The following is a 19,873-nucleotide window of genomic DNA, read 5'->3' as shown; positions in this document are numbered from 1 at the left end:
GGCTCCTACAGAGGGGATGTGGGTCAGTCCATCAGGCCCCATTCGCCGGGTTGTGCGTTGGGTCCCGGTGATGCGTCGGCATGCAGCTTGAGCCGCAGGCGCAAATTGTTCAGCGAGTCCGCATGCTTCAAGGCCTCTTCTTCGCCGATAGCGCCTTCGATCACCAATGCGTACAGCGCGCAATCGAACGTCTGCATGCCCTGTTCGGTCGACTTCTCCATGATCCCTTTGAGCTCGTCGAATTCATTGCGCCGTATCAGGTCGCCTACGGTCGGCGTGCCCAGCATCACTTCTACCGCCGCCCTGCGCTGACCGTCACGAGTGCGCACCAGGCGCTGGGAAACGAACGCTTTAAGATTGTTGCCCAGGTCATGCAGCAGTTGCATCCGCCGTTCTTGCGGGAAGAAATTGATAATGCGATCCAGCGCCTGATGGGCGTTGTGGGCATGCAAGGTGGAAATCACCAAATGCCCGGTGTCGGCAAACGCCAGCGCATGCTCCATGGTCTCGCGGTCGCGGATCTCACCGATCAGCACCACATCGGGTGCCTGGCGCAGAGTATTTTTCAGCGCGGTATGAAAACTGCGGGTATCGACGCCGACCTCGCGCTGGTTGATGATCGATTTTTTGTGCCGGTGGATGTACTCGATAGGGTCTTCGATGGTGACGATATGCCCGCTGCTATGGCGGTTGCGGTAATCGATCAACGCCGCCAGCGAGGTCGACTTGCCCGAGTCGGTGGCGCCGACGAACAACATCAGCCCTTGCTTGAGCATCACCGTTTCCAGCAGCACGGGTGGCAACTTGAGGTCTTCGAAACGCGGAATGTCGAGCTTGATGTTGCGCACCACGATCGACACATCGTTGCGTTGCTTGAAAATATTGACCCGAAAGCGCCCGACACCCGCCAACGAGATCGCCAGGTTCATCTCCAGTTCCCGATCGAACTCCAGTCGCTGTTCGGCGTCCATGATGGACGCGGCAATCGCGGCGATTTCCCCCGGTTTGAACGGCTGCTCGGCCAGGGGTTTGAGTACACCGTCAAACCGGGCGCAGGGTGGCGCACCGGTGGACAGGTACAAATCGGAACCCTCCTGGCTGGACAGGGTCTTTAACAGCGCATCGATTTCCATGGCAAAAAACACCCGCGAAGCATTCAATGAACAGAAATGACCCGAAAAATCGGTCATTCAGCGTCTACCGCCCTAGGATAGTAGACGCCGTCACCCCGACCGACGTGCAGGACACCTTGATGAACGCAGTACCCACCGGCAGCGATGCCCAGGCCTTGATTGCCAGACTGGACTGGACGTGCACCCCGCTCGGCGCCGCCAGTGACTGGCCGCAGAGCCTGCGCACAGCGGTGGACATCGTGATTCACTCACCGATGCCGATGCTGTTGCTGTGGGGGCCGCAGCTTACGCAGATCTATAACGACGGCTTCGCGCTGCTGGCCGGCAGCAAGCATCCGCACGCTTTCGGACAACCGACGCACCAGATCTGGCCAGAACTCAAAGACTTTACCGACCCGATTTACAGCGCCGTCCTACAAGGCCAGGTGCGGACTTACAGCGAACAGCGCTTCACCCTGCAACGCGACGGGAATGATTCCGACTTCTGGCTGGATTTGACCTACAGCCCGATCCGCGATGAACACGCCGACGTCGCCGGGATTCTGGTCACAGCCATCGAAACCAACGAACGCCGACGCATCGCCCTCGAACTGGAGCAGCGCTCGGCCGCCAGCCTGAAGGCTCAGCGCGAGACCGAGGAACGCCTGCAATTGGCACTGGCAGCCACTGATGCCGTCGGCACCTGGGACTGGGACATCGGCGAAGACCGCTTCATTGCCGACGCGCACTTCGCCCAATTGCACGGCATCGACCCGCTACTCGCCAGTCAGTTGCCCATTAGTGATTATCTCGAAGCCGTGCATCCGGAAGACCGCTCGATGGTCACCCGCGGCATCAAGCAGTGCATCACCCAGGGCAGCGAATACGCCGAGGAATATCGCCTGCTGCAACCCGACGGTCAGTTGCGCTGGGTGTTTGCCCGCGGCCGTTGTTACAAGGACCACCATGGCCGGCCGATCCGTTTCCTCGGCGCCGCGCTGGACCTGACCGAACGAAAACACACCGAACAGGCCTTGCGTCAGAGTCAGACCGAGCTGCAACTGATCATCAACGCCATGCCGATCCTGATCAGTTACGTCGACAGCGAGGAACGCTTTCGCCTGAACAACGCGGCGTACCTCGACTGGTACGGGCTGACGCCCCAGGAGCTTTACGGTCGGACCATTCGTGAGGTGCTGGGTGAAGAAGCCTACGCCTTGCGCGCCGAATACATCGCCGAAGCACTGGCGGGCAGGACCTGCTGTTTCAGCATCAGCACGCCGCATCGTGATGGCAGCACCCGACAAGCCTTGATGAATTACCTGCCCCGCCACGGGCCGGATGGCGCGGTGAACGGTTTCTATATTTTTGTGATCGACGAAACCGAGCGCAAACAGACCGAAGAAGCCTTGCGCAACCTCAACGAAACCCTTGAGGAACGTGTCGCCGCCCGTACCCAGCAATTGGCCGAAGCTAACCAGCGCCTGCAAAACGAAATGTTCGAGCGCGAACGTGCCGAAGATGCCCTGCGCCATGCGCAGAAAATGGAAGCGGTCGGCCAGCTCACCGGCGGCATCGCCCATGACTTCAACAACATGCTCACCGGGATCATCGGCAGCCTCGACCTGATGCAGCGCTACATCGCCGATGGGCGTACCGCCGAGATAGGCCGTTTCACCGAAGCGGCGGTGTCGTCAGCCAACCGCGCAGCCGCCCTGACCCATCGCCTGCTCGCCTTCTCCCGGCGCCAATCGCTGGACCGCAAGCCGCTGAACGCCAACGAACTGATTCATTCTCTGGAAGATTTGCTCAGCCGCACCAAGGGCGACCACATCGAGCTGAAACTGCAACTGGCCGACGAAGCCTGGCCAGTCAGCACCGACGTCAGCCAACTGGAAAACGCCCTGCTCAACCTGGTGATCAATGCGCGGGATGCCATGCCCGATGGCGGCGAGTTGCGTATCGAAACCGCCAATGTCTATCTGGACAGCAGCGACATCAACATCCTGGAGCCCGTCAAGGCCGGGGATTACCTGATGATCGCCGTCAGTGACAACGGCACCGGCATGACCCCGAAAGTGTTGGCCAAGGCGTTCGATCCATTTTTCACCACCAAACCTATCGGCCAGGGCACGGGGTTGGGTTTGTCGATGATCTACGGTTTTGCCCAGCAGTCGGGCGGCCACGTGAGCCTGTTCAGCCTGCCGGGCCAGGGCACCAGCGTGCGCCTGTTCTTGCCGCGCTTGCACGAGATGGAGCCGCAAGATGTGCTGACGCCGGTCATCGGCGAGGCCCCCTCGGCGATAGCCGGGGAAACCGTGGTGTTGGTGGAAGATGATCCGGCGGTGCGCATGCTGGTATTCGATCTGCTCAAGGAGCTGGGTTATCACGCCCACGAGGCCGAAGATGCGAAGACCGCCCTGCCCCTGCTCGAATCCGGTCTGCGGGTCGATCTGCTGGTGACCGATGTCGGGCTGCCGGGCATGAACGGTCGGCAATTGGCAGAAATCGCCCGTCAGCACCGTCCGGAGCTCAAAGTGCTGTTCATGACCGGTTACGCGGAAATGGCCGCCGAGCGTCAGAGCTTCCTTGAGGAAGGCATGGACATGGTGGCCAAACCGTTTTCGGTTGACCTGCTGGCCAACAAGATTCGCACGATGATCGGCCAACCCGAGTGAGTTGAGGCATAATCGCGCGCCCCGATCCACCCACATAGCCACTACCGTTGCAAGGTACTCGCCCCATGAAAGCTCAAGCCCGCCACATTCTGGTGAAAACCTCGGAAGAAGCCGAGCAGCTCAAACAACGCATCGCCAAGGGCGAAGCCTTCGATGTGCTGGCCAAGAAGTATTCCACCTGCCCGTCCGGCAAGCGCGGCGGTGATCTCGGTGAAGTACGGCCTGGGCAGATGGTCGGTGTGATTGATGCGGTGATTTTCAAGAAGCCGTTGCGGGTGGTGCATGGGCCGATCAAGAGCAAGTTTGGCTATCACCTGGTGCAGGTGTTTTATCGGGATTGATGGGTTGGCCTGAGGGCCCCATCGCGAGCAGGGCTCACTCCCACATTGGATTTGCGGCGTACGCAGATCCATTGTGGGAGCGAGCCTGCTCGCGATCCGACTGCGCAGCAGCCGGCCATTCACCACCTACCGCGGAATCAACGCCCCCGGCACCTGAATCACCCGACTCGCCAACCGATGCCCCGCCTCCGCCGCTTCGACCGGGCTCCCCCCCTTGAGCCGACTGGCCAGGTACGCCGCACTGAACGAATCCCCCGCCGCCGTGGTGTCCACCACGCATTCGACCTTCTGCGCCGGCACCTCGAACGACTCGCCCTCACAGCGAATCAGGCACGCTTCGGCACCACGCTTGAGCACCACTTCCGGCGTACCCACCTGCTCGTAAGCGGCGAACACCGCCTCGCAATCGGAAAAATGAAACAACGCCTGTTCGTCGTCGACAGTCAGCAACGCCAGATCGACATACGGCAACACGCTGCGATACGCCGCCCGAGCGTCCTCGATCGACGCCCACAAACGTGGCCGGTAGTTGTTGTCGAACACAATCCGCGCATCCCGCTGCCGTGCTTCGATCAGAGTTTCCAGCAACTTCTCCCGACCTTGCACACCGAGCACCGCCAGGGTGATGCCGCTGAAATACAGCACGTCGTAATCCGGCAGCGCCGCGAGGATCGGCGCGGCGGCTGGCGTGGTAAAGCAATCGCGGACGGCGGCTTCGTTACGCCAGTACAAAAAGCGACGTTCGCCGGCGGCGTCGGTCTGGATGCAGTACAAACCGGGCAAGCGACCGGGCAGGCGCTGGACCATGTCCAGGCCGATGTTTTCGGCGGCCCAGCTTCGGCACATGGCATCGCTGAAACTGTCATCGCCCAGGGCGGTGACGTAATCAACGCTGCCGCCTTCGCCCAGTTCGCGGGACAGATAGACCGCCGTGTTCAAGGTATCGCCGCCGAAGCTCTGTTGCAGACTGCCGTCGGCGCGGTGTTGCAACTCGATCATGCATTCGCCGATCAAGGCGATGCGCGGGATGTTGGGGCCGAGGGTGTTGATGGTGTTCATTGTTGTGGTGTCTCTGGTGGTTCGGTGGTGTCTCGGCGGGCGCCATCGCCAGCAAGCCGGCTCCTACAGGGGGAACGCATTCCATTGTAGGAGCCGGCTTGCTGGCGATGGCCGCGCCTCAGTCTGGAACCTTAGAAACAGGTTTCCATGGTTTCGATGACATTCAACTGCTCATCCACCAGACACCCCGTGCGCCACTTGTCGAACGTCAGGCACGGGTGTGAAGTGCCGAACGAAATGATGTCGCCCACCCGCAACTCAATCCCCGGCGCCACGGTCATGAACGCGTGCTGATCCATCACCGCCGTCACCTTGCAGGCACTGACGTCGTCGCCCGTTGCCGGCACCACACCGGCCTTGTAACGCAGCAACGGCACCGGCAGCCCGGCGTCGTAGGCCACGTCGCGCTTGCCCAGGGCGATCACTGCAAAACCCGGTTCCGGCAACGACTGCACATGGGCCCAGACTTCCAGCGCCGGGCGCAGGCCTTCGTGCAGATCGCTACGACGGTCGAGCACGCAGCATTGCGCTTCTTTATAGATGCCATGGTCGTGGGCCACGTAGCTGCCAGGGCGCAATACGCTGAGGAAACGCCCGCCAGCGTTCTGCGCTTCGAAAGACTCGGCGATCAGGTCGTACCAGGCCGAACCCGACGCAGTGATGATCGGCTTGGCAATGGCGAACGCGCCGCTGTCCTGCAACTGCACCGCCAGACGCACCAGCGACGCGGCGAACGCACGAATGCCGGTGACCGCATGATCACCGTGAATCACGCCTTCATAACCTTCGATACCGGTCAGTGCCAACGCGGGTTGTGCGCTGATGGCCTTGGCCAGCGCGATCACTTCCTCTTCGGTCCGGCAACCGCAACGGCCACCCACCACGCCGTACTCGATCATCACGTTCAGGCGCACACCGCGCGAGGCGAAATACGCACCGAGGTCAGCGACGTTGTCCGGGTGATCGACCATGCAATGGAAATCGAACGTCGGGTCCGCCAGCAGATCGGCGATCAGCGCCATGTTCGGCGTCCCCACCAGTTGGTTGGCCATCAGCACCCGACGTACACCATGCGCGTACGCAGCGCGGGTTTGCGTGGCGCTGGCCAGGGTGATGCCCCAGGCGCCGGCGTCCAGTTGGCGGCGAAACAAGGCCGGGGTCATGCTGGTTTTGCCGTGAGGCGCGAGTTCGGCGCCGCTGTTGCTGACGAACGCCTGCATCCAGCGAATGTTGTGTTCCAGCGCCTCGCGATGCAGCACCAGCGCCGGCAGGCTGACGTCGCGCACCAGATGGGCACCGGCCTGGGCAAAGCCCTTTTCCACGGCAGCAGTATTTTGGGCAGAAGACATGGTCGAACTCCTCACATTTTCGCGGCCGCGAACAGCCGCTGTTATTCGTTAATGCGACGGGCCAGGCGGTTGGCGTTGTCGATCAACACCCGGCGATAGTCGTTGTAATGCGTCTTGGCATCGGCCCGTGGGGCGACGATGCACAGGGTCGCAATGGCCACGCCGTTCGGGTCTTTGACCGGGGCGGCGAAGCAATGGGTAAAGGTGTCGGCGACGCTGTCGAAGGAGAAAAACCCGTCGATACCGGCCTGACGGATTTCACCGAGAAACTGCTCCAGCGGCAGGCGTTCACCGTTGGGCAGGATGAAGTCGTCGTGATCGATCAGGTCGATGATTTCCTGGTCGCTCAGGTGCGCCAGCAACAGGCGCCCGGACGCGGTCCAGGGGATCGGCGCGTTTTCGCCGATGTCCGAGGAAATGCGGAAATGCCGCTCGCCCTCTTTCATCAATGCCACCGTGTATTTGCGCCCGTTGAGCAGGCACATCTGCGCGGTTTCATGGGTCTGGCTGACGATCTCCTGCAAGGCGTGATCGGCCTCGCGGGTCAGGTCGAAATGACGCAAATGCGCCTGCCCGAGGAAGTACAGCTGACGGCCGAGGTAAACGTGACCGTCCTTGCCCACGGGCTCCAGAATCCGCCGTTCGAGCAAGGACGCCACCAGTTCGTAGACCGTGGATTTCGGGCTGCCGATGCCACTGGCAATTTCATTCGGACGCAGGGGCTGGCCGATTTCCTTGAGGAAATCGAGGATATCGAACGCCCGGTCCAGACCGCGAGCCCGGCGCTTGATGGTGTCTTCGGTCATGTTTCAAATTCCCATTCAAAGTGCCGGGAGTTTACCTAGAGTGCTGTGCTGACCGTTAGGCCGCCTTCGCGGGCAAGTCGAGTCGTCGCACCGCTCGCTCCTACAGACGATGAGCTCATGTAGGAGCGAGGCTTGCCCGCGAAGAATTCACCGCAAATCTCAGGCCTTTTTCTTGTACGCGATGCAGTCGATCTCGACCTTGCAATCAACCATCATGTTCGCCTGCACGCAGGCCCGGGCCGGTGCGTGTTCGGGTTTGAAGTACTCGGAGAAGACCTTGTTGAAACTGGTGAAATCCCGCGGATCTTCCAACCACACCCCGGCGCGCACCACGTCTTCGAGGCCATAACCGGCCTCTTCGAGAATCGCGATCAGGTTCTTCATGGTCTGGTGAGTCTGCTCGACGATGCCGCCAACAATGATCTCGCCATCCAACGCCGGCACCTGGCCAGAAACGTGCAGCCAGCCGTCGGCTTCAACGGCGCGGGCGAAAGGACGAGGCGTACCGCCAGCGGCGCTGCTGCCGGTGCCGTAACGAGTAATGCTCATGAGTGTTTCTCCTGATTGAAAAGCTGAAAGTTAAAACCGCGTGTTTTTGAGGAACTCAGCCAGACGCGGTGATTGCGGGCGTTCGAACAGCTCCTTGGGAGGCCCCTGCTCTTCGATACGCCCCTGATTCATGAAAACGATCTTGTCCGAGACCTCGAAAGCGAAGCGCATTTCATGGGTCACCAACAACATGGTCATGCCATCCTCGGCCAGGCCCTTGATCACGCTCAGCACTTCGCCCACCAGTTCCGGGTCGAGGGCCGAGGTGACTTCGTCGAACAGCATCAGGCTCGGGTTCATTGCGATCGCCCGGGCAATCGCCACGCGCTGTTGCTGACCACCCGACAACTGCCCCGGATAGTGATCGCGGCGCTCCAGCAAACCGACCCGCTCGAGCCATTTTTCGGCGAGCGCGACAGCCTCGTCCTTGTGCAGCTTTTTGACCTTGAGCAACCCCAGGGTGACGTTCTGCAGCGCGGTCAGGTGCGGGAACAGGTTGAACTGCTGGAACGCCATGCCGGTCATGGCGCGATGGCGGGCGATGACTTTTTCCGGGTGGCGTATGCGCTTGCCATTGACCTCGTCATAGCCGATGGACTCGCCATCGAGCATGATCTGACCTCCCTGGAATTCTTCGAGCATGTTCACGCAACGCAGCAGCGTGGTCTTGCCCGAACCGCTGGAGCCGATCAGCGTGACCACGTTGCCGCGCTGCATGGTCAGGTCGACGCCCTTGAGCACTTCGAGCTGGCCATATTTTTTTTGCAGCCCGCGAATGTCCAGCAGGGGCTGCTCATTTGGAACGTTCGAAACTTGAGGTTGAGTCATGGCAAGGCCACCCGCTTTTCAATGTGCCGGCCGAGTAATTCGATGGCGTAGTTGATGACGAAAAACAGAAATCCGGCGAACAGGTAAAACTCCAGCGTCATGAAGGTCCGGGCGATGATCTGCTGGGTGCTGAGCAGCAACTCGGCCACGCCGATCACCGACAGCAGCGTCGAAGCCTTGACGATCTCGGTGGACGAGTTGACCCAGGTCGGCAAGATCTGCCGCAGCGCCTGAGGCAACAGCACGTAACCGAGGGCTTGATAAAACGTCAGGCCAATCGCCTTGCTCGCTTCCATCTGCCCGCTCGGCAACGCTTGCAGCGCGCCGCGCACAATCTCGGCGACGTGGGAACCGCAAAACAGCGTCAACCCCAAGGCTCCGGCCTGGAATGCACTGATCTGCCAGCCCAATGCGGGCGCCATGTAGAAGCAAGCGAGTACCAACACAAACACCGGTGTGCCGCGAATAATGTCCACGTAAAAACGGAACGGCGCACGCATCCAGAACTTGCCGTAGGTCAGCACCAGACCGGCGACAATGCCGACCATCGTGCCCAGCAAAATCGCCAGCGCCGAGACCTGCACACTGGTCAGGAAGCCTTGCCACAACACTTCGCGGGCAACCCATAACTCATGCAACCAACTGGGTGATTCGTACATGAGGGCCTCCTATCGGCGGATCGCCAGACGCTGCTCGAGGTAACGCAGCATCATGGCAATGAGGTAACAGGCCGCAACATAGAGCGCTGTGGTCACCAGCCAGGTTTCAATCACCCGGTAGCTCTCGACATTGATCTTGCGCGCGTAATAGGTCAGCTCGGGCACGGCAATCGCCGCCGCCAGCGAGGTGTCCTTGAACAGCGAAATGAAGTTGTTCGACAAGGCCGGCAGGACGTTGCGCAACATCACCGGCACCGTGACGTAGGCCTTGACCTGCCACTCGCCCAGGCCGATGGCCAACCCGGCTTCGCGCTGGCCCTTGGGAATGCTCAACAACCCGCCACGGAACACTTCGGTCAGGTACGCCCCGGCATACAGCGACAGGGTGATGATGAATGACGGGATCTTGTCCAGACGAATCCCCAGGCTCGGCAACGCGAAGTAGATCAACAGAATCAACACCAGAATCGGCGTATTACGGATCACCGTCACATACACCGACGCCATCACCCGCAATGCGCGGTGCTTTGAAAGCAAAGCAAACGCCATCATCAGGCCGATCACGCAACCGATGGCGATCGACACCAGCGCCAGCTCCAGGCCCAGTCCGAGCCCCGCCAGCAAGGTGTCGAAATCGCGCCACACGGCGGCAAAGTTCAACTGATAGTTCATGGTCAGCAGTACCTTGAACGGGGCGCGTCATGGGCGCCCCACTCTCACGGGGTCATTTGAATTCGACGGGAAAACCGATGGCCGGGGTAGGCAGATCCACACCGAACCACTGCTTGAAGGACGCCGCATACGTCGGGAATTCAACGCCGGTCATGGCTTCATGCAACGTGGTGTTGACGAAGTTCAGCCAGTCCTGATCGCCGCGTTTAACTGCGCACGCGTACGTTTGCGGGCTCCAGGCGTAGGTCGGGCTGCGATAGCGGCCCGGGTTCTGCACCATCAGGTACTTGACCGAAGACTGGTCGGTGGCAGCGGCGTCGGCACGGCCGGAGTTTACGGCCTGGTACATCAAATCCACGCTGTCGTACTGATCGACCTTGGCCTTGGGCAGCGCCTGGTGCACCAGTTCTTCGGCGTAAACGTTCTGCAGCACCGCCACGGTCACGCTGTCATTGGCCGCCTTGAGGTCTTCGATTTCCTTGTACTTGCTGTTGGCCGGCAACAGCAGGCCGACACCTTCGCGGTAGTACGGCAGCGTGAACGCCACTTGCTGCGCACGGCTGGCGGTCACGGTAATGAACTGGCAACTCATGTCGACCTTGTCGGTCAGCAGGTTGGGAATCCGCGCATCGGACGACTGCACCACGAACTCGACCTTGCTCGGGTCGTTGAACAACCCTTTGGCGACCATTCGCGCGATATCGATATCGAACCCCTGCAACTTGCCGTCCGCTCCCTGGAAATGCCACGGCGCATTGGTACTGCCCGTGCCCACGATCAGTTTCCCACGGGCCAGCACGCTATCGAGCTTGCTGTCCGCCGCCTGGGCAACGCCCATGGCAGCAGCCGAAGCTGCAAAAAGAAAAACACACGCTTTAAACAAGGAAGGTCGGCGATGCATGGCAAGCACTCCAGGATGATGTGTATTCCGCTATACCGGAACTTAGTATGTAACAACGGAATAGACAGCAGAAAGTGTGCCACAGGTTGTGGAGAGAATGTTGGGGAGAATGAAAAGTCTTGTGAATCAGAGGGATGCGTGAAAGCGCGGAAAAGGTGTTACGAAACGTAGAGAGGAGAAGCGCTACCGTTTGCTACGAAGGGCGAGTATCAGGTTCACAATCGGTGCGTGATGCACCTGGAACGAACGGAAGGTGCATTGGCGAATTAACGGTCAACTGCGTTTTTGTAAACATCACCCCGCTCTCGTTTACCGACAGCTATCACCGTCACCACCAACACTTCATCCATGACCCGATACACCATTCGATACCCGGCACTGCGCAGCTTGATCTTATAGGCATTTCCAAGTCCGGTGAGTCGGTCTGCTGGAACGTGTGGGTTTTCCAGGCGTTCCAGCAACTTCTTCTTGAACTGATCCCTCAAGTTTGTTCCGAGCTTCTTCCATTCTTTCCAGGCCTTTTCGGAAAACTCCAGTTCATAGGTCATCAATGGAAACCCTTATGGTCGGGTCGTTTTCTCGTTCTTTACAAAGGGCAATCAACTCCAAATCTTCGAGTCGAGAGATCATGGCCTCATACTCTTTTGCCGGAACGCAATAAAACGCTGGCTCGTTGCGGTTGAGTATCGCAACGGATTGGCCACCGCCCGCGGCAACCGTGCCCATCGGGTTCTTTTTCAATTCTGAGATGCTCGCTACAACATGCGAAAGCACGATGTGTGTCATGAAGGTATTCCTAAGGGTGCTTTTAGAAGTGCTAAAAATAGCACTCCGACAAGCATCCCACCTCTATCTGTCTGGATTGATCGCGTCCTTTAACAGAAGAACAAAAAATATCACGTCACGCGTTTCGCCATTTCCGAGTCTGCTGTGGGCCAGATCCCGAAACACGGCCATACACGTCCGAGTTGCTGTAGGAAAAAAACCACCGGGTTCACCAACCCGAAGCCCATCTCTACGGGGCCACGCAACCTATCGAATCAAAATCTTTTACTTGGCATATCGAACGACTAGCATATGGCCGGCAGCCCACCCGTCCGACGGGTCAAAGACAAGAATGTTTTACATGAGTGCGATCGGCAGTTTTCTATCGTTCATACTCGGCGGTGCAACCATAATCGACCGAGCATTTGCTGCAATTTATTGACATCAATCAAGCCTCAAACCGAATTGGACAAGCTCCAATCCGACTGCTTTTATTTACATCTCAGTAAGCGGCAAAGCATTGCTGGCCTTGAGCCAGAGCCTTGCCACATTCCCAGGAGGGGTCAATGTCTTTCAACATCATGATGGTTTTCGGTACGCGTCCGGAGGCCATCAAGATGGCGCCACTCGCCAGAGTGTTGCGTCAATTGTCCGGGGGCAGACTGAGCCTCTGCTCCACCGGCCAACTGGATGACGAGGTCCACTTCGAACGCATGAGCCGCGTTCACACCCCCTTCGGCGACGGCCACGCCAGCGAACGCATCGGCACTCGATTGTTCGAGCGTCTGAGCGTGCGCTCGGCGGCGGTCAAAGCACGATGACTTTCGGTTTTGTCGATTTTTTTGCCTACGTCCTGTTCGGTCTCAAATACCTCGCGATCACCCTGGCGTTTTTGATGTTCCTCCTCGGGCTCGATGACCTGTTCATCGACCTCGTGTACTGGGGCCGCAAGTTGGTCCGGCGCTGGCGGATCTACGAAAAATTCAAGCGCGCGGATGAAGAGCGCCTGTACGCCATCGCCGAAAAACCCCTGGCAATCATGGTTCCGGCGTGGAACGAAGTCGGAGTGGTCGGTGAAATGGCGCGCCTTGCGGCGTCGACCATCGATTACGAGAACTATCAGATTTTCGTCGGTACGTACCCCAACGATGCCGAGACGCAGGCCGACGTCGATGCGGTCTGCCAGCACTACCCCAACGTGCACAAAGTGGTCTGTGCCCGCCCCGGCCCCACCAGTAAGGCCGACTGCCTGAACAACATCATCGACGCGATCCTGCGCTTTGAAAGCGAGGCGAAAATCCAGTTTTCCGGGTTCATTCTGCACGATGCCGAAGACGTGATTTCGCCGATGGAATTGCGCCTCTTCAACTACCTGTTGCCGGCCAAGGACTTGATCCAGATTCCGGTCTACCCCTATGCGCCGGAGTGGCGAGGATTCACCGCCGGGCATTACGTCGACGAGTTCGCCGAGAACCATGGCAAGGATGTAATCGTCCGCGAAGCCATGACTGGCCAGGTGCCCAGCGCCGGGGTCGGCACCTGCTTCAGCCGTAAAGCCATCAGCGCCCTGCTCGAAGACGGTGACGGCATCGCCTTCGACGTGCAGAGCCTGACCGAAGACTACGACATCGGTTTCCGCCTCAAGCAAAAAGGCATGAAGTGCATCTTTGCCCGCTACTCGGTGACCGACCCGAAACTGGCGCTCGAACAGCCCTGGGCGTTCGGCATGGACCGCGTGTTTTCCCAGGTCATCTGCGTTCGCGAGCATTTCCCCCGGGACTTTCAGCATGCCATCCGCCAGAAATCGCGCTGGATCGTCGGCATCGTCTTTCAAGGCACCAAGAACCTCGGCTGGAGCCCCACGGGCGTGCTCAACTATTTCCTCTGGCGCGACCGTCGCGGCATGATCGCGTACCTGCTGAGTTTCCTGGTGAACCTGTTGTGCCTCGTGCTGCTGGCAATGTGGCTGATGACAGTGATTGCACCGACCGCCTGGCGCTATCCGTCGATCCTGTCCAACAGCCCGGTACTCGCTACGCTCTTGTGGCTCAACGGTTTGATGCTGATCAATCGGCTGTTCCAGCGTGGCTGGTTCGTCACCCGTTACTACGGGCTCGTCGAAGGCCTGTTGTCGGCACCGCGCATGATATGGAGCAACTTCATCAACTTCTTCGCCAACGTGCGGGCGCTGCGCCAGGTCATGGAAATGGGTGATTCGCGCCGCGTGGCGTGGGACAAGACCACCCATGAATTCCCGGCCCTGACCAAAGCCCAGCGCACGCCGCTGGGTCATCGCCTGGTGGAAAAAGGCCTGCTCACCGAAGAGCAACTGGAAGCGGCGATCACCAACCCGATACGCCGGCGTCTGGGCCACGAACTGCTGCTGCGTGAACACATCGACAGCACACAACTGGTAGAAACCCTCGCCGAGCAACTGGATCTCGAATGGGCGCCACTGAACCCGTTCAAACTCGACAAGCGCCTGATCGACGCCGTGCCGCGCAAGATCGCCTCCCACTACGGCGTGCTGCCGGTGGCCGAGGAAGGCAACACCCTGGTGCTGGCCTCCGAAGGGCCGGTGAGCCAGGTCTCCCTCGGTGCCATCAGCCGTCAATTGAAACGCCCGGTGCGCTGCCGTCTCGCGCCTCAGGGCCGGGTCACGCTGGGTATCCGCTACTGGTACGCCAGCCCCCGCCAGAATAAGGAAGTGCACCACATGCTCGAAGTGCTTGAGCGCCATCAGGACGATGAAGCCTTGCTCGAACGCGTCAGCCATCACCAGGTGCTGCTGGGCAATCTGCTGCAAGTGCGCGGCATGGTCCCGCCGAGCCTGTTCAATCAGGCTTTGATCGACTTCGATGCCGAGCACATGTCCTTGGGTGAACACCTCATCTCGCGCGGCATGATCACGCAGGAGGTGCTCGAACAGGCCCTGGCCGACCAGGCCAGTGAACAGCAAGCGGCCTTCCGCATTGTCCGGGAGGTCGCATGAAGCCTGATCGTCATGCCCTCCTCATCGGCAGTCTGTTGCTGAGCCTGGCCACCAGCTCATGGGTGCAGGCTGAACCGCTGACCGAGTTCGAACAATTTCGCAGTTTCCCCTACATGGATCGCAGCTACCGCGAAGCGAAAAAGGGCAACTGGGCCGAGGTCGAACGGCTGATGCGCCACCTGCTGGTCAAGGTGCCGAAAAACGATGAAGCCCGCGCCCTGCTGGTGGAAGCCCTGGCCAAGCAACGACGGTACAAGGATGCCGTGCAGGCGCTGCCGGACAACCCGGACAACAACGACGCCCTGCTCAACCTGCGCCTGACCTGGATCGAACAGGATCCTCCGGGCAGCGAGCAAGTAGAACAATGGATTGCCAACAGCAACCTCAGCCAGCGGGTACGCCTGTGGCAGGCCTATAGCTTGAGCCTCGCGAAGTTTGGTGGCGCTGGCAGGGCTCACGACTGGCTGGCACAACTGACGCCCAAGGGTGACGACAACATCCTGCAACTGGCCCGCTCCAATTGGTCCGAGCAATTGCGCGACTGGAACGGCACCATCGAGCAACTGGCGCCATTGGCCGCCAGCGATCAACTGGACGCCGAAGGCTGGCAGCGACTGGCCAATGCCTATGTGCAGCGGCTCGACGAACAGCCTTTGCAGCAATTACTGCAGCAAGCCCCGTCCCCCGAAGCCGCGCGCAAGGCACGCCTCGCGATGATCGATCGGGCGATCGCCATGGGCCAAGTGCAACTGGCTCAACGCTGGATTCAATCATTGCCCGCCAGCGAACTGGCGGATCCGGCGCAACGCCAGCGGCTGTGGGAACTGGCTCGACAAAGCGGCGATGTACCGACCGTGCAACGCTTGAGTGGCGAATTGCAGCGCCCGTGCCTGGAGACGGCCGAATGGTTGTCCGGTCGCGATCCGCAAGCCGCACGCACGCAGCTGCGTGGCTGCCAGCCGAACGATGACCCGCAAAAATGGTTGATTCTGGCCCAGCGCCTGCAAGACACCGAGCTGTTGCAAGGCACGCGCCTGCCCGAACCCTGGGACAGTCGCCGCCAGGCACAGCTGCTGGACATCTGGCAGGACCAGGGCGAAAGCGACAAGGTCATGGCCTGGCTCGCCGGCCAGCCACAGACGGCTGACGTGGTCAAACGCCGGGCCGAACTGGTGCAAGCCCTGGGTCGCAATACAGAAGCCGCGACGCTCTGGGAGCGACACTACCAGCAGACCGGCAACCTCGGCTCGCTCAATCAGGCAACGTATCTGGCGCTGAACGCCGGCCAGCGCGAACACGCGCAACAGTGGCTCGAAAACGCCTATGACCGTCATGGCGGCAAGTTGCCCGTTGCCCTGCTGCAACGGCTGGCGGGGCTCTATGCCTCGTCGACGCCGACCCCGGCGCAGCAGAAACGCATGGTGTCGCTGCTCAATCGCGTCGATCCCGCCACACGCGGCCAACTGCTGGCGCAACTGGCCGAGAAAGGTCAGTGCGACGCGGTGCAACAAGCCATTGGCGACCACCCGCAGGTCGCAGGCGACTATCGGGCCTTGGGCCGTTGCGCCATGCCGGATCGGCCGGGTGAAGCCGTCGTCTACTACCAGACCGCGGAAAAACTCGGCGACCGTGGCAGTCGTCTGCCGCTGGCGTATGCGCTGGAAGCGTCCGGCGATTCGTCGGGCGCCCTGGCCATCTGGCGCAGCCTGCCGGAGGCTGAGTTGAGCGATAACGCCAAACTGACGGCCAGTCGCAGCGCCCTCACCGCGGGCGACACGCAGCTCGCAGAACGTTACTGGCAACACAGTCGCGCCCGAGGGGCCAATGATTGGGCGCTGGGCGCGGCGATTGCCGACGCGCGCGGCGATCATCTCGAAGCATTGCAACGTCAGCGATCAGCCTTGCAGCAGACGCCGGATGCCGGGCATTTCTACGCAGCGTCGGTCACCGCGCAAAAGGCCGGCGAACGGGAACAAAGCACCGCGTGGCTCGCCGAAGCCGTGCGTCGCGAGCCGGACAACCCGCGCTATCGCGCCGATTACGGCATGCGTCTGGCGGGGGCCGACACCCGGGAACAGCGCGCCCACGCCATCCCTTATCTGCAAAGCGCCACCCGTGATTTTCCGGAAGACTATCGCCTCGGCGAAACCCTCGCGTTGCGTTATGACGAAGTGAAGGACAGCGCGGCGGCGCGCAAGGAATTGCGCCGGGTCATTGACCTGGAACAGCACCCGGTAGCCGCCGACGATGAGGACGGCAGCATGGAAGCCAGGCGTTATCGCCAGCGCCGCGCTCACGAAACCCTGTCCCGTCGCGACAGCCGCACGCTGGCCAGCACCTGGTCACCGGCCGGCGTCTCGACCAACGACAGCTTCCGCCCCAACGGCACCCTGCGCGACAGCTCACGACGCGCTACCTCACAGAACGTACAAGTGGCGATCTGGGACCATGCGCTCGGCGAAGAGCCGAGTCGCGCCGGCAGCACGTTGTCGGTTTATGGCCGCGTACTGCTCGGCGGTCAGGGTCGATCGAGTTACGGCGAATCCCTCGGCACCGGCGTGGGTCTGCGTTACAAGCCCTGGGGCACGGCGAACATCAACTTCTACGGCGAGCTCTACAAACAGAGCTCGTTCGATGCCAACGACAATCAGCGCCTGAGCCTGGGTCAATTGCTGATTCCTGAAAAACTCGCCGACCAGTTCAACGATCACCGCCAGGACGGTCACACCAGCACCGATTACCTGTTGCGCGCCACGGCCTCGTTTCTTGATCAGGGGCGGTTCCGCAACGACTGGCGCATTGATGAAAACGATTGGGAGGAACGTTTCCTCTACCTCGACGCCGCGTGGTGGACCAAGGCCGGTGATCACCAATGGCTGTCGCGCTTCCAACAAGGTCACACCTGGAAGTTGCCGTTCAACGGTGCGCAAACCGTCATGCCGTACGGCTTTCTCGAGTTCGCCAGCCAGGACCCGAACAATGACTGGCGCCAGGACCTGCGCACCGGTATCGGCCTGCGCTGGCAATGGTGGTTCGACGACGACATCTACAACGCTTACCGCGCGCACCTGACGGTTCGTACCGAGTATCAGCAATCCCTCAGCGGCAACCTGTATGAAGGCGGTAACGGTGTGTTGCTGGGTGTGGAGTTGAATTTCTGATGACGCGTTTTCTCCTGGTTCTTTGCCTGTTAATGAGCAGCACAATGGCCCGCGCCGATGAGCGGATTTTTTACCAACCCCTGAACGTCGACGCCAGTCTGAGCCAGGCGCAATGGCAACGGATCTGGCAGGACACCGCCCAACAAGGCGTGCAGACCGTCATCGTGCAATGGACGGCGTACGGTGATTCAAACTTCGGTGGCGTCGATGGCTGGCTCGCCAACAGTTTGAAACTGGCCCACGAGCAAGGCCTGAAACTGGTACTGGGCCTGAACATGGACCCGGCCTATTACCAGCGTATCGATGAGCTGGACAGCGCAGGGCTCGCGGCTTATTGGCAGGTGCAACTCGGGCAGTCACTGGCCCAGCAACAGCGGCTGCGCCAGGACTGGAAGCTGCCGGTCAGCGGTTGGTACCTGCCGATGGAGCTCGATGACTTTCACTTCCTGGCGGTCGAGCGACGGCAAACCCTACAGCGCCAACTCAAGGATTTCGCCGGCAAACTGGACGCACCGCTGCACGTCAGCGCCTTCACGGCCGGCAAACTTGCGCCACAGGTCAATGGCCAGTGGCTCGATGGGCTGACGAGCGTGGGCGTTCAGGTGTGGTGGCAGGACGGCGCGGGCACCGGGCGTTTACCACCACTGGTGCGCAACGGCTACACCAGCGCGCTGCCCTGCCCGGTCGGCATCGTGCGCGAAGCGTTCCGGCAGGTCAGCGCCGAAGGCCAACCGTTCCGCGCAGAGCCGGCCGCCCCGGACGCTTCCTCGGCAGGTTGCCATCCGACGGCGGTGTTTTCCCTGCGTTATCGACCGTGGGGCAAGGTGATTCTCGACAACCAGCGCAAGCAATAGGTCGGCGATGTACAAAACCATTGAAGATGAAGTCCTGAAAAAAGCCGCGCCGGCGGCACTCAAGGCTGAATTCATCCAGCATGAATTCGAGCGGCTGCATAAATTCTGCCTGCTGATTTATGTCGCCAGCATCGTTATCTGGGTGCTCTTCGATCTGATTGTCAGCTTCATCGGTGACCAGGGTTTTACCTGGCTGTCGATGCTGTTTCTCGGGGTATTCACGATCCTGGCGATTGTGCTGCTGTTCACCCGCAAGGCTCGGCATTTCCACGTATTGAACCTGATGTTCGTCTTCGCCATGACCTTGGGCATTCGCCTGGTAATCGACGGCTTGCCCGCCGATTTTCAGCCCGCCTGGCTGGTACTGGCCGCTGCGAGCACGCTGTACAGCGCGTCGGTTTTGCCGCTGAGCCGCTGGTCCTTCTACGGTGCGCAAATCATCACCTGGCTGCTGCTCAACCCGTTCTACGACACCCACTTTCACGTGCTTGAGCTGCGGGGAATGATGACGGTCTGCTACGCCGGTTTTCTTTGTGCGATGACCGTCTACAGCTTCCTGAAATTGCGCGAGGCCAAACTCTACAACTTCATTATGTCCCGGCTGCTGCTGGATCAAGCCTACATCGACACGCTGACCGAGATCCCCAACCGTCGCTCGTTCATGGCACGCGCCGACAAGCAGTTGCAAGCCGCGCCACGGGAATCCGACCATTACCTGGCAATGATCGATATCGACAACTTCAAGAAGGTCAACGACGTGTTCGGCCACGACATTGGCGACGAGGTGCTCAAGCGCGTTGCCGCGGACATCAAAGCGGTGATGGCCGACTTTGAATACGCGCGACTGGGTGGTGAAGAGTTTGCGATTTACCTCGCCGGTGTGCGCCGTGAAGACGTCGCCGCCCTGGCCGGCGATCTGTGCAGGGTGGTCCGCGAACGAACCACCCTGCACCCGGTGACCATCAGCATTGGCCTGGCGCGGGTCGCGGAGAGCGACACGCTGAATCAGGCGCTGGTGAAAGCGGATGAGGCGTTGTATGAGTCAAAACATTCGGGGAAGGATCGGTATACGTTTCATCAGTGATGAGCGTATTCGCGAGCAAGCTCGCCTGGATAACGCGGTGTACCTGGATAAATAACGATTTCA

The 19,873-nt window shown here is 60.3% G+C and carries 17 protein-coding genes and 1 pseudogene; 7 read left to right on the top strand and 11 right to left on the bottom strand.

Features of this window, described 5'->3' with window-relative positions; all coding sequences use genetic code 11:
* Nucleotides 1–23: 23 nt before the first annotated feature.
* Entirely contained in the window at nucleotides 24–1,133 is a 1,110-nt protein-coding gene (locus KGA97_RS15955) for a PilT/PilU family type 4a pilus ATPase (protein ID WP_223481076.1), read from the bottom strand.
* 119 nt (nucleotides 1,134–1,252) lie between these two features.
* On the opposite strand from KGA97_RS15955, the gene KGA97_RS15950 reads away from it, so the two are divergent.
* Together KGA97_RS15950 and KGA97_RS15945 are read left to right on the top strand one after the other, a co-directional pair.
* The gene (locus tag KGA97_RS15950; protein WP_192496310.1) at nucleotides 1,253–3,790 is read left to right on the top strand and encodes a PAS domain-containing protein; all 2,538 of its coding nucleotides are present in this window, start codon (nucleotides 1,253–1,255) and stop codon (nucleotides 3,788–3,790) included.
* A 65-nt stretch (nucleotides 3,791–3,855) separates the two neighbouring features.
* On the top strand, nucleotides 3,856–4,131 hold the full coding sequence (locus tag KGA97_RS15945; RefSeq protein WP_007898282.1) for a peptidylprolyl isomerase: 276 nt from the start codon (nucleotides 3,856–3,858) through the stop codon (nucleotides 4,129–4,131).
* Nucleotides 4,132–4,257: 126 nt separating this feature from the next.
* On the opposite strand, the gene KGA97_RS15940 is transcribed toward KGA97_RS15945, so the two are convergent.
* From KGA97_RS15940 to KGA97_RS15895, 10 genes are all read right to left on the bottom strand, one after another.
* Nucleotides 4,258–5,190, bottom strand: coding sequence for a sugar kinase (locus KGA97_RS15940; protein ID WP_223481075.1), 933 nt, complete (start codon nucleotides 5,188–5,190; stop codon nucleotides 4,258–4,260).
* 131 nt (nucleotides 5,191–5,321) lie between these two features.
* The gene (locus KGA97_RS15935) at nucleotides 5,322–6,539 is read right to left on the bottom strand and encodes an amino acid deaminase (protein WP_223481074.1); all 1,218 of its coding nucleotides are present in this window, start codon (nucleotides 6,537–6,539) and stop codon (nucleotides 5,322–5,324) included.
* 41 nt (nucleotides 6,540–6,580) lie between these two features.
* Nucleotides 6,581–7,345 (bottom strand): IclR family transcriptional regulator, encoded by a 765-nt coding sequence (locus tag KGA97_RS15930; protein WP_008033782.1) that lies wholly within the window; start codon nucleotides 7,343–7,345, stop codon nucleotides 6,581–6,583.
* A 159-nt stretch (nucleotides 7,346–7,504) separates the two neighbouring features.
* Nucleotides 7,505–7,894, bottom strand: a complete 390-nt coding sequence (locus KGA97_RS15925; protein ID WP_008033044.1) for a RidA family protein — start codon at nucleotides 7,892–7,894, stop codon at nucleotides 7,505–7,507.
* A gap of 30 nt (nucleotides 7,895–7,924) precedes the next feature.
* Nucleotides 7,925–8,722: an amino acid ABC transporter ATP-binding protein gene (locus KGA97_RS15920; RefSeq protein WP_207284443.1), complete on the bottom strand. Its 798-nt coding sequence runs from the start codon at nucleotides 8,720–8,722 to the stop codon at nucleotides 7,925–7,927.
* Complete coding sequence (locus tag KGA97_RS15915) at nucleotides 8,719–9,381, bottom strand: amino acid ABC transporter permease (RefSeq protein WP_008033040.1); 663 nt, start codon at nucleotides 9,379–9,381, stop codon at nucleotides 8,719–8,721. The genes KGA97_RS15920 and KGA97_RS15915 overlap by 4 nt, the downstream gene beginning before the upstream one ends.
* Before the next feature lie 9 nt (nucleotides 9,382–9,390).
* On the bottom strand, nucleotides 9,391–10,053 hold the full coding sequence (locus tag KGA97_RS15910; protein WP_008033038.1) for an amino acid ABC transporter permease: 663 nt from the start codon (nucleotides 10,051–10,053) through the stop codon (nucleotides 9,391–9,393).
* 52 nt (nucleotides 10,054–10,105) lie between these two features.
* Nucleotides 10,106–10,954 (bottom strand): transporter substrate-binding domain-containing protein, encoded by an 849-nt coding sequence (locus KGA97_RS15905; protein ID WP_008033036.1) that lies wholly within the window; start codon nucleotides 10,952–10,954, stop codon nucleotides 10,106–10,108.
* 266 nt (nucleotides 10,955–11,220) lie between these two features.
* On the bottom strand, nucleotides 11,221–11,502 hold the full coding sequence (locus tag KGA97_RS15900) for a type II toxin-antitoxin system RelE family toxin (RefSeq protein WP_207284444.1): 282 nt from the start codon (nucleotides 11,500–11,502) through the stop codon (nucleotides 11,221–11,223).
* Nucleotides 11,492–11,740 carry a type II toxin-antitoxin system Phd/YefM family antitoxin gene (locus KGA97_RS15895; protein WP_207284445.1) on the bottom strand — a complete coding sequence of 83 codons (249 nt, stop codon included), beginning with the start codon at nucleotides 11,738–11,740 and terminating at the stop codon, nucleotides 11,492–11,494. The genes KGA97_RS15900 and KGA97_RS15895 overlap by 11 nt, the downstream gene beginning before the upstream one ends.
* A 545-nt stretch (nucleotides 11,741–12,285) precedes the next feature.
* Between KGA97_RS15895 and KGA97_RS15890 the strand changes: the two are divergent.
* The 5 genes and pseudogenes from KGA97_RS15890 to KGA97_RS15870 form a co-directional block, all read left to right on the top strand.
* Nucleotides 12,286–12,456: pseudogene (locus KGA97_RS15890) on the top strand (UDP-N-acetylglucosamine 2-epimerase (non-hydrolyzing)); the annotation flags it as partial.
* A gap of 80 nt (nucleotides 12,457–12,536) precedes the next feature.
* Nucleotides 12,537–14,711 (top strand): cyclic di-3',5'-guanylate-activated glycosyltransferase NrfB, encoded by a 2,175-nt coding sequence (nrfB, locus tag KGA97_RS15885; protein ID WP_008037135.1) that lies wholly within the window; start codon nucleotides 12,537–12,539, stop codon nucleotides 14,709–14,711.
* Nucleotides 14,708–17,872: an NfrA family protein gene (locus KGA97_RS15880; RefSeq protein ID WP_223481073.1), complete on the top strand. Its 3,165-nt coding sequence runs from the start codon at nucleotides 14,708–14,710 to the stop codon at nucleotides 17,870–17,872. The genes nrfB and KGA97_RS15880 overlap by 4 nt, the downstream gene beginning before the upstream one ends.
* Entirely contained in the window at nucleotides 17,872–18,726 is an 855-nt protein-coding gene (locus KGA97_RS15875) for a DUF4434 family protein (RefSeq protein ID WP_223481072.1), read from the top strand. The genes KGA97_RS15880 and KGA97_RS15875 overlap by 1 nt, the downstream gene beginning before the upstream one ends.
* A 7-nt stretch (nucleotides 18,727–18,733) precedes the next feature.
* Nucleotides 18,734–19,810 carry a sensor domain-containing diguanylate cyclase gene (locus tag KGA97_RS15870; protein ID WP_223437696.1) on the top strand — a complete coding sequence of 359 codons (1,077 nt, stop codon included), beginning with the start codon at nucleotides 18,734–18,736 and terminating at the stop codon, nucleotides 19,808–19,810.
* Nucleotides 19,811–19,873 lie beyond the last annotated feature (63 nt).

This window comes from Pseudomonas sp. BF-B-15 (assembly GCF_019946675.1).
Taxonomy (GTDB): Bacteria; Pseudomonadota; Gammaproteobacteria; order Pseudomonadales; family Pseudomonadaceae; genus Aquipseudomonas; species Aquipseudomonas migulae.
This window is presented reverse-complemented; position numbering and strand designations above follow the sequence as displayed.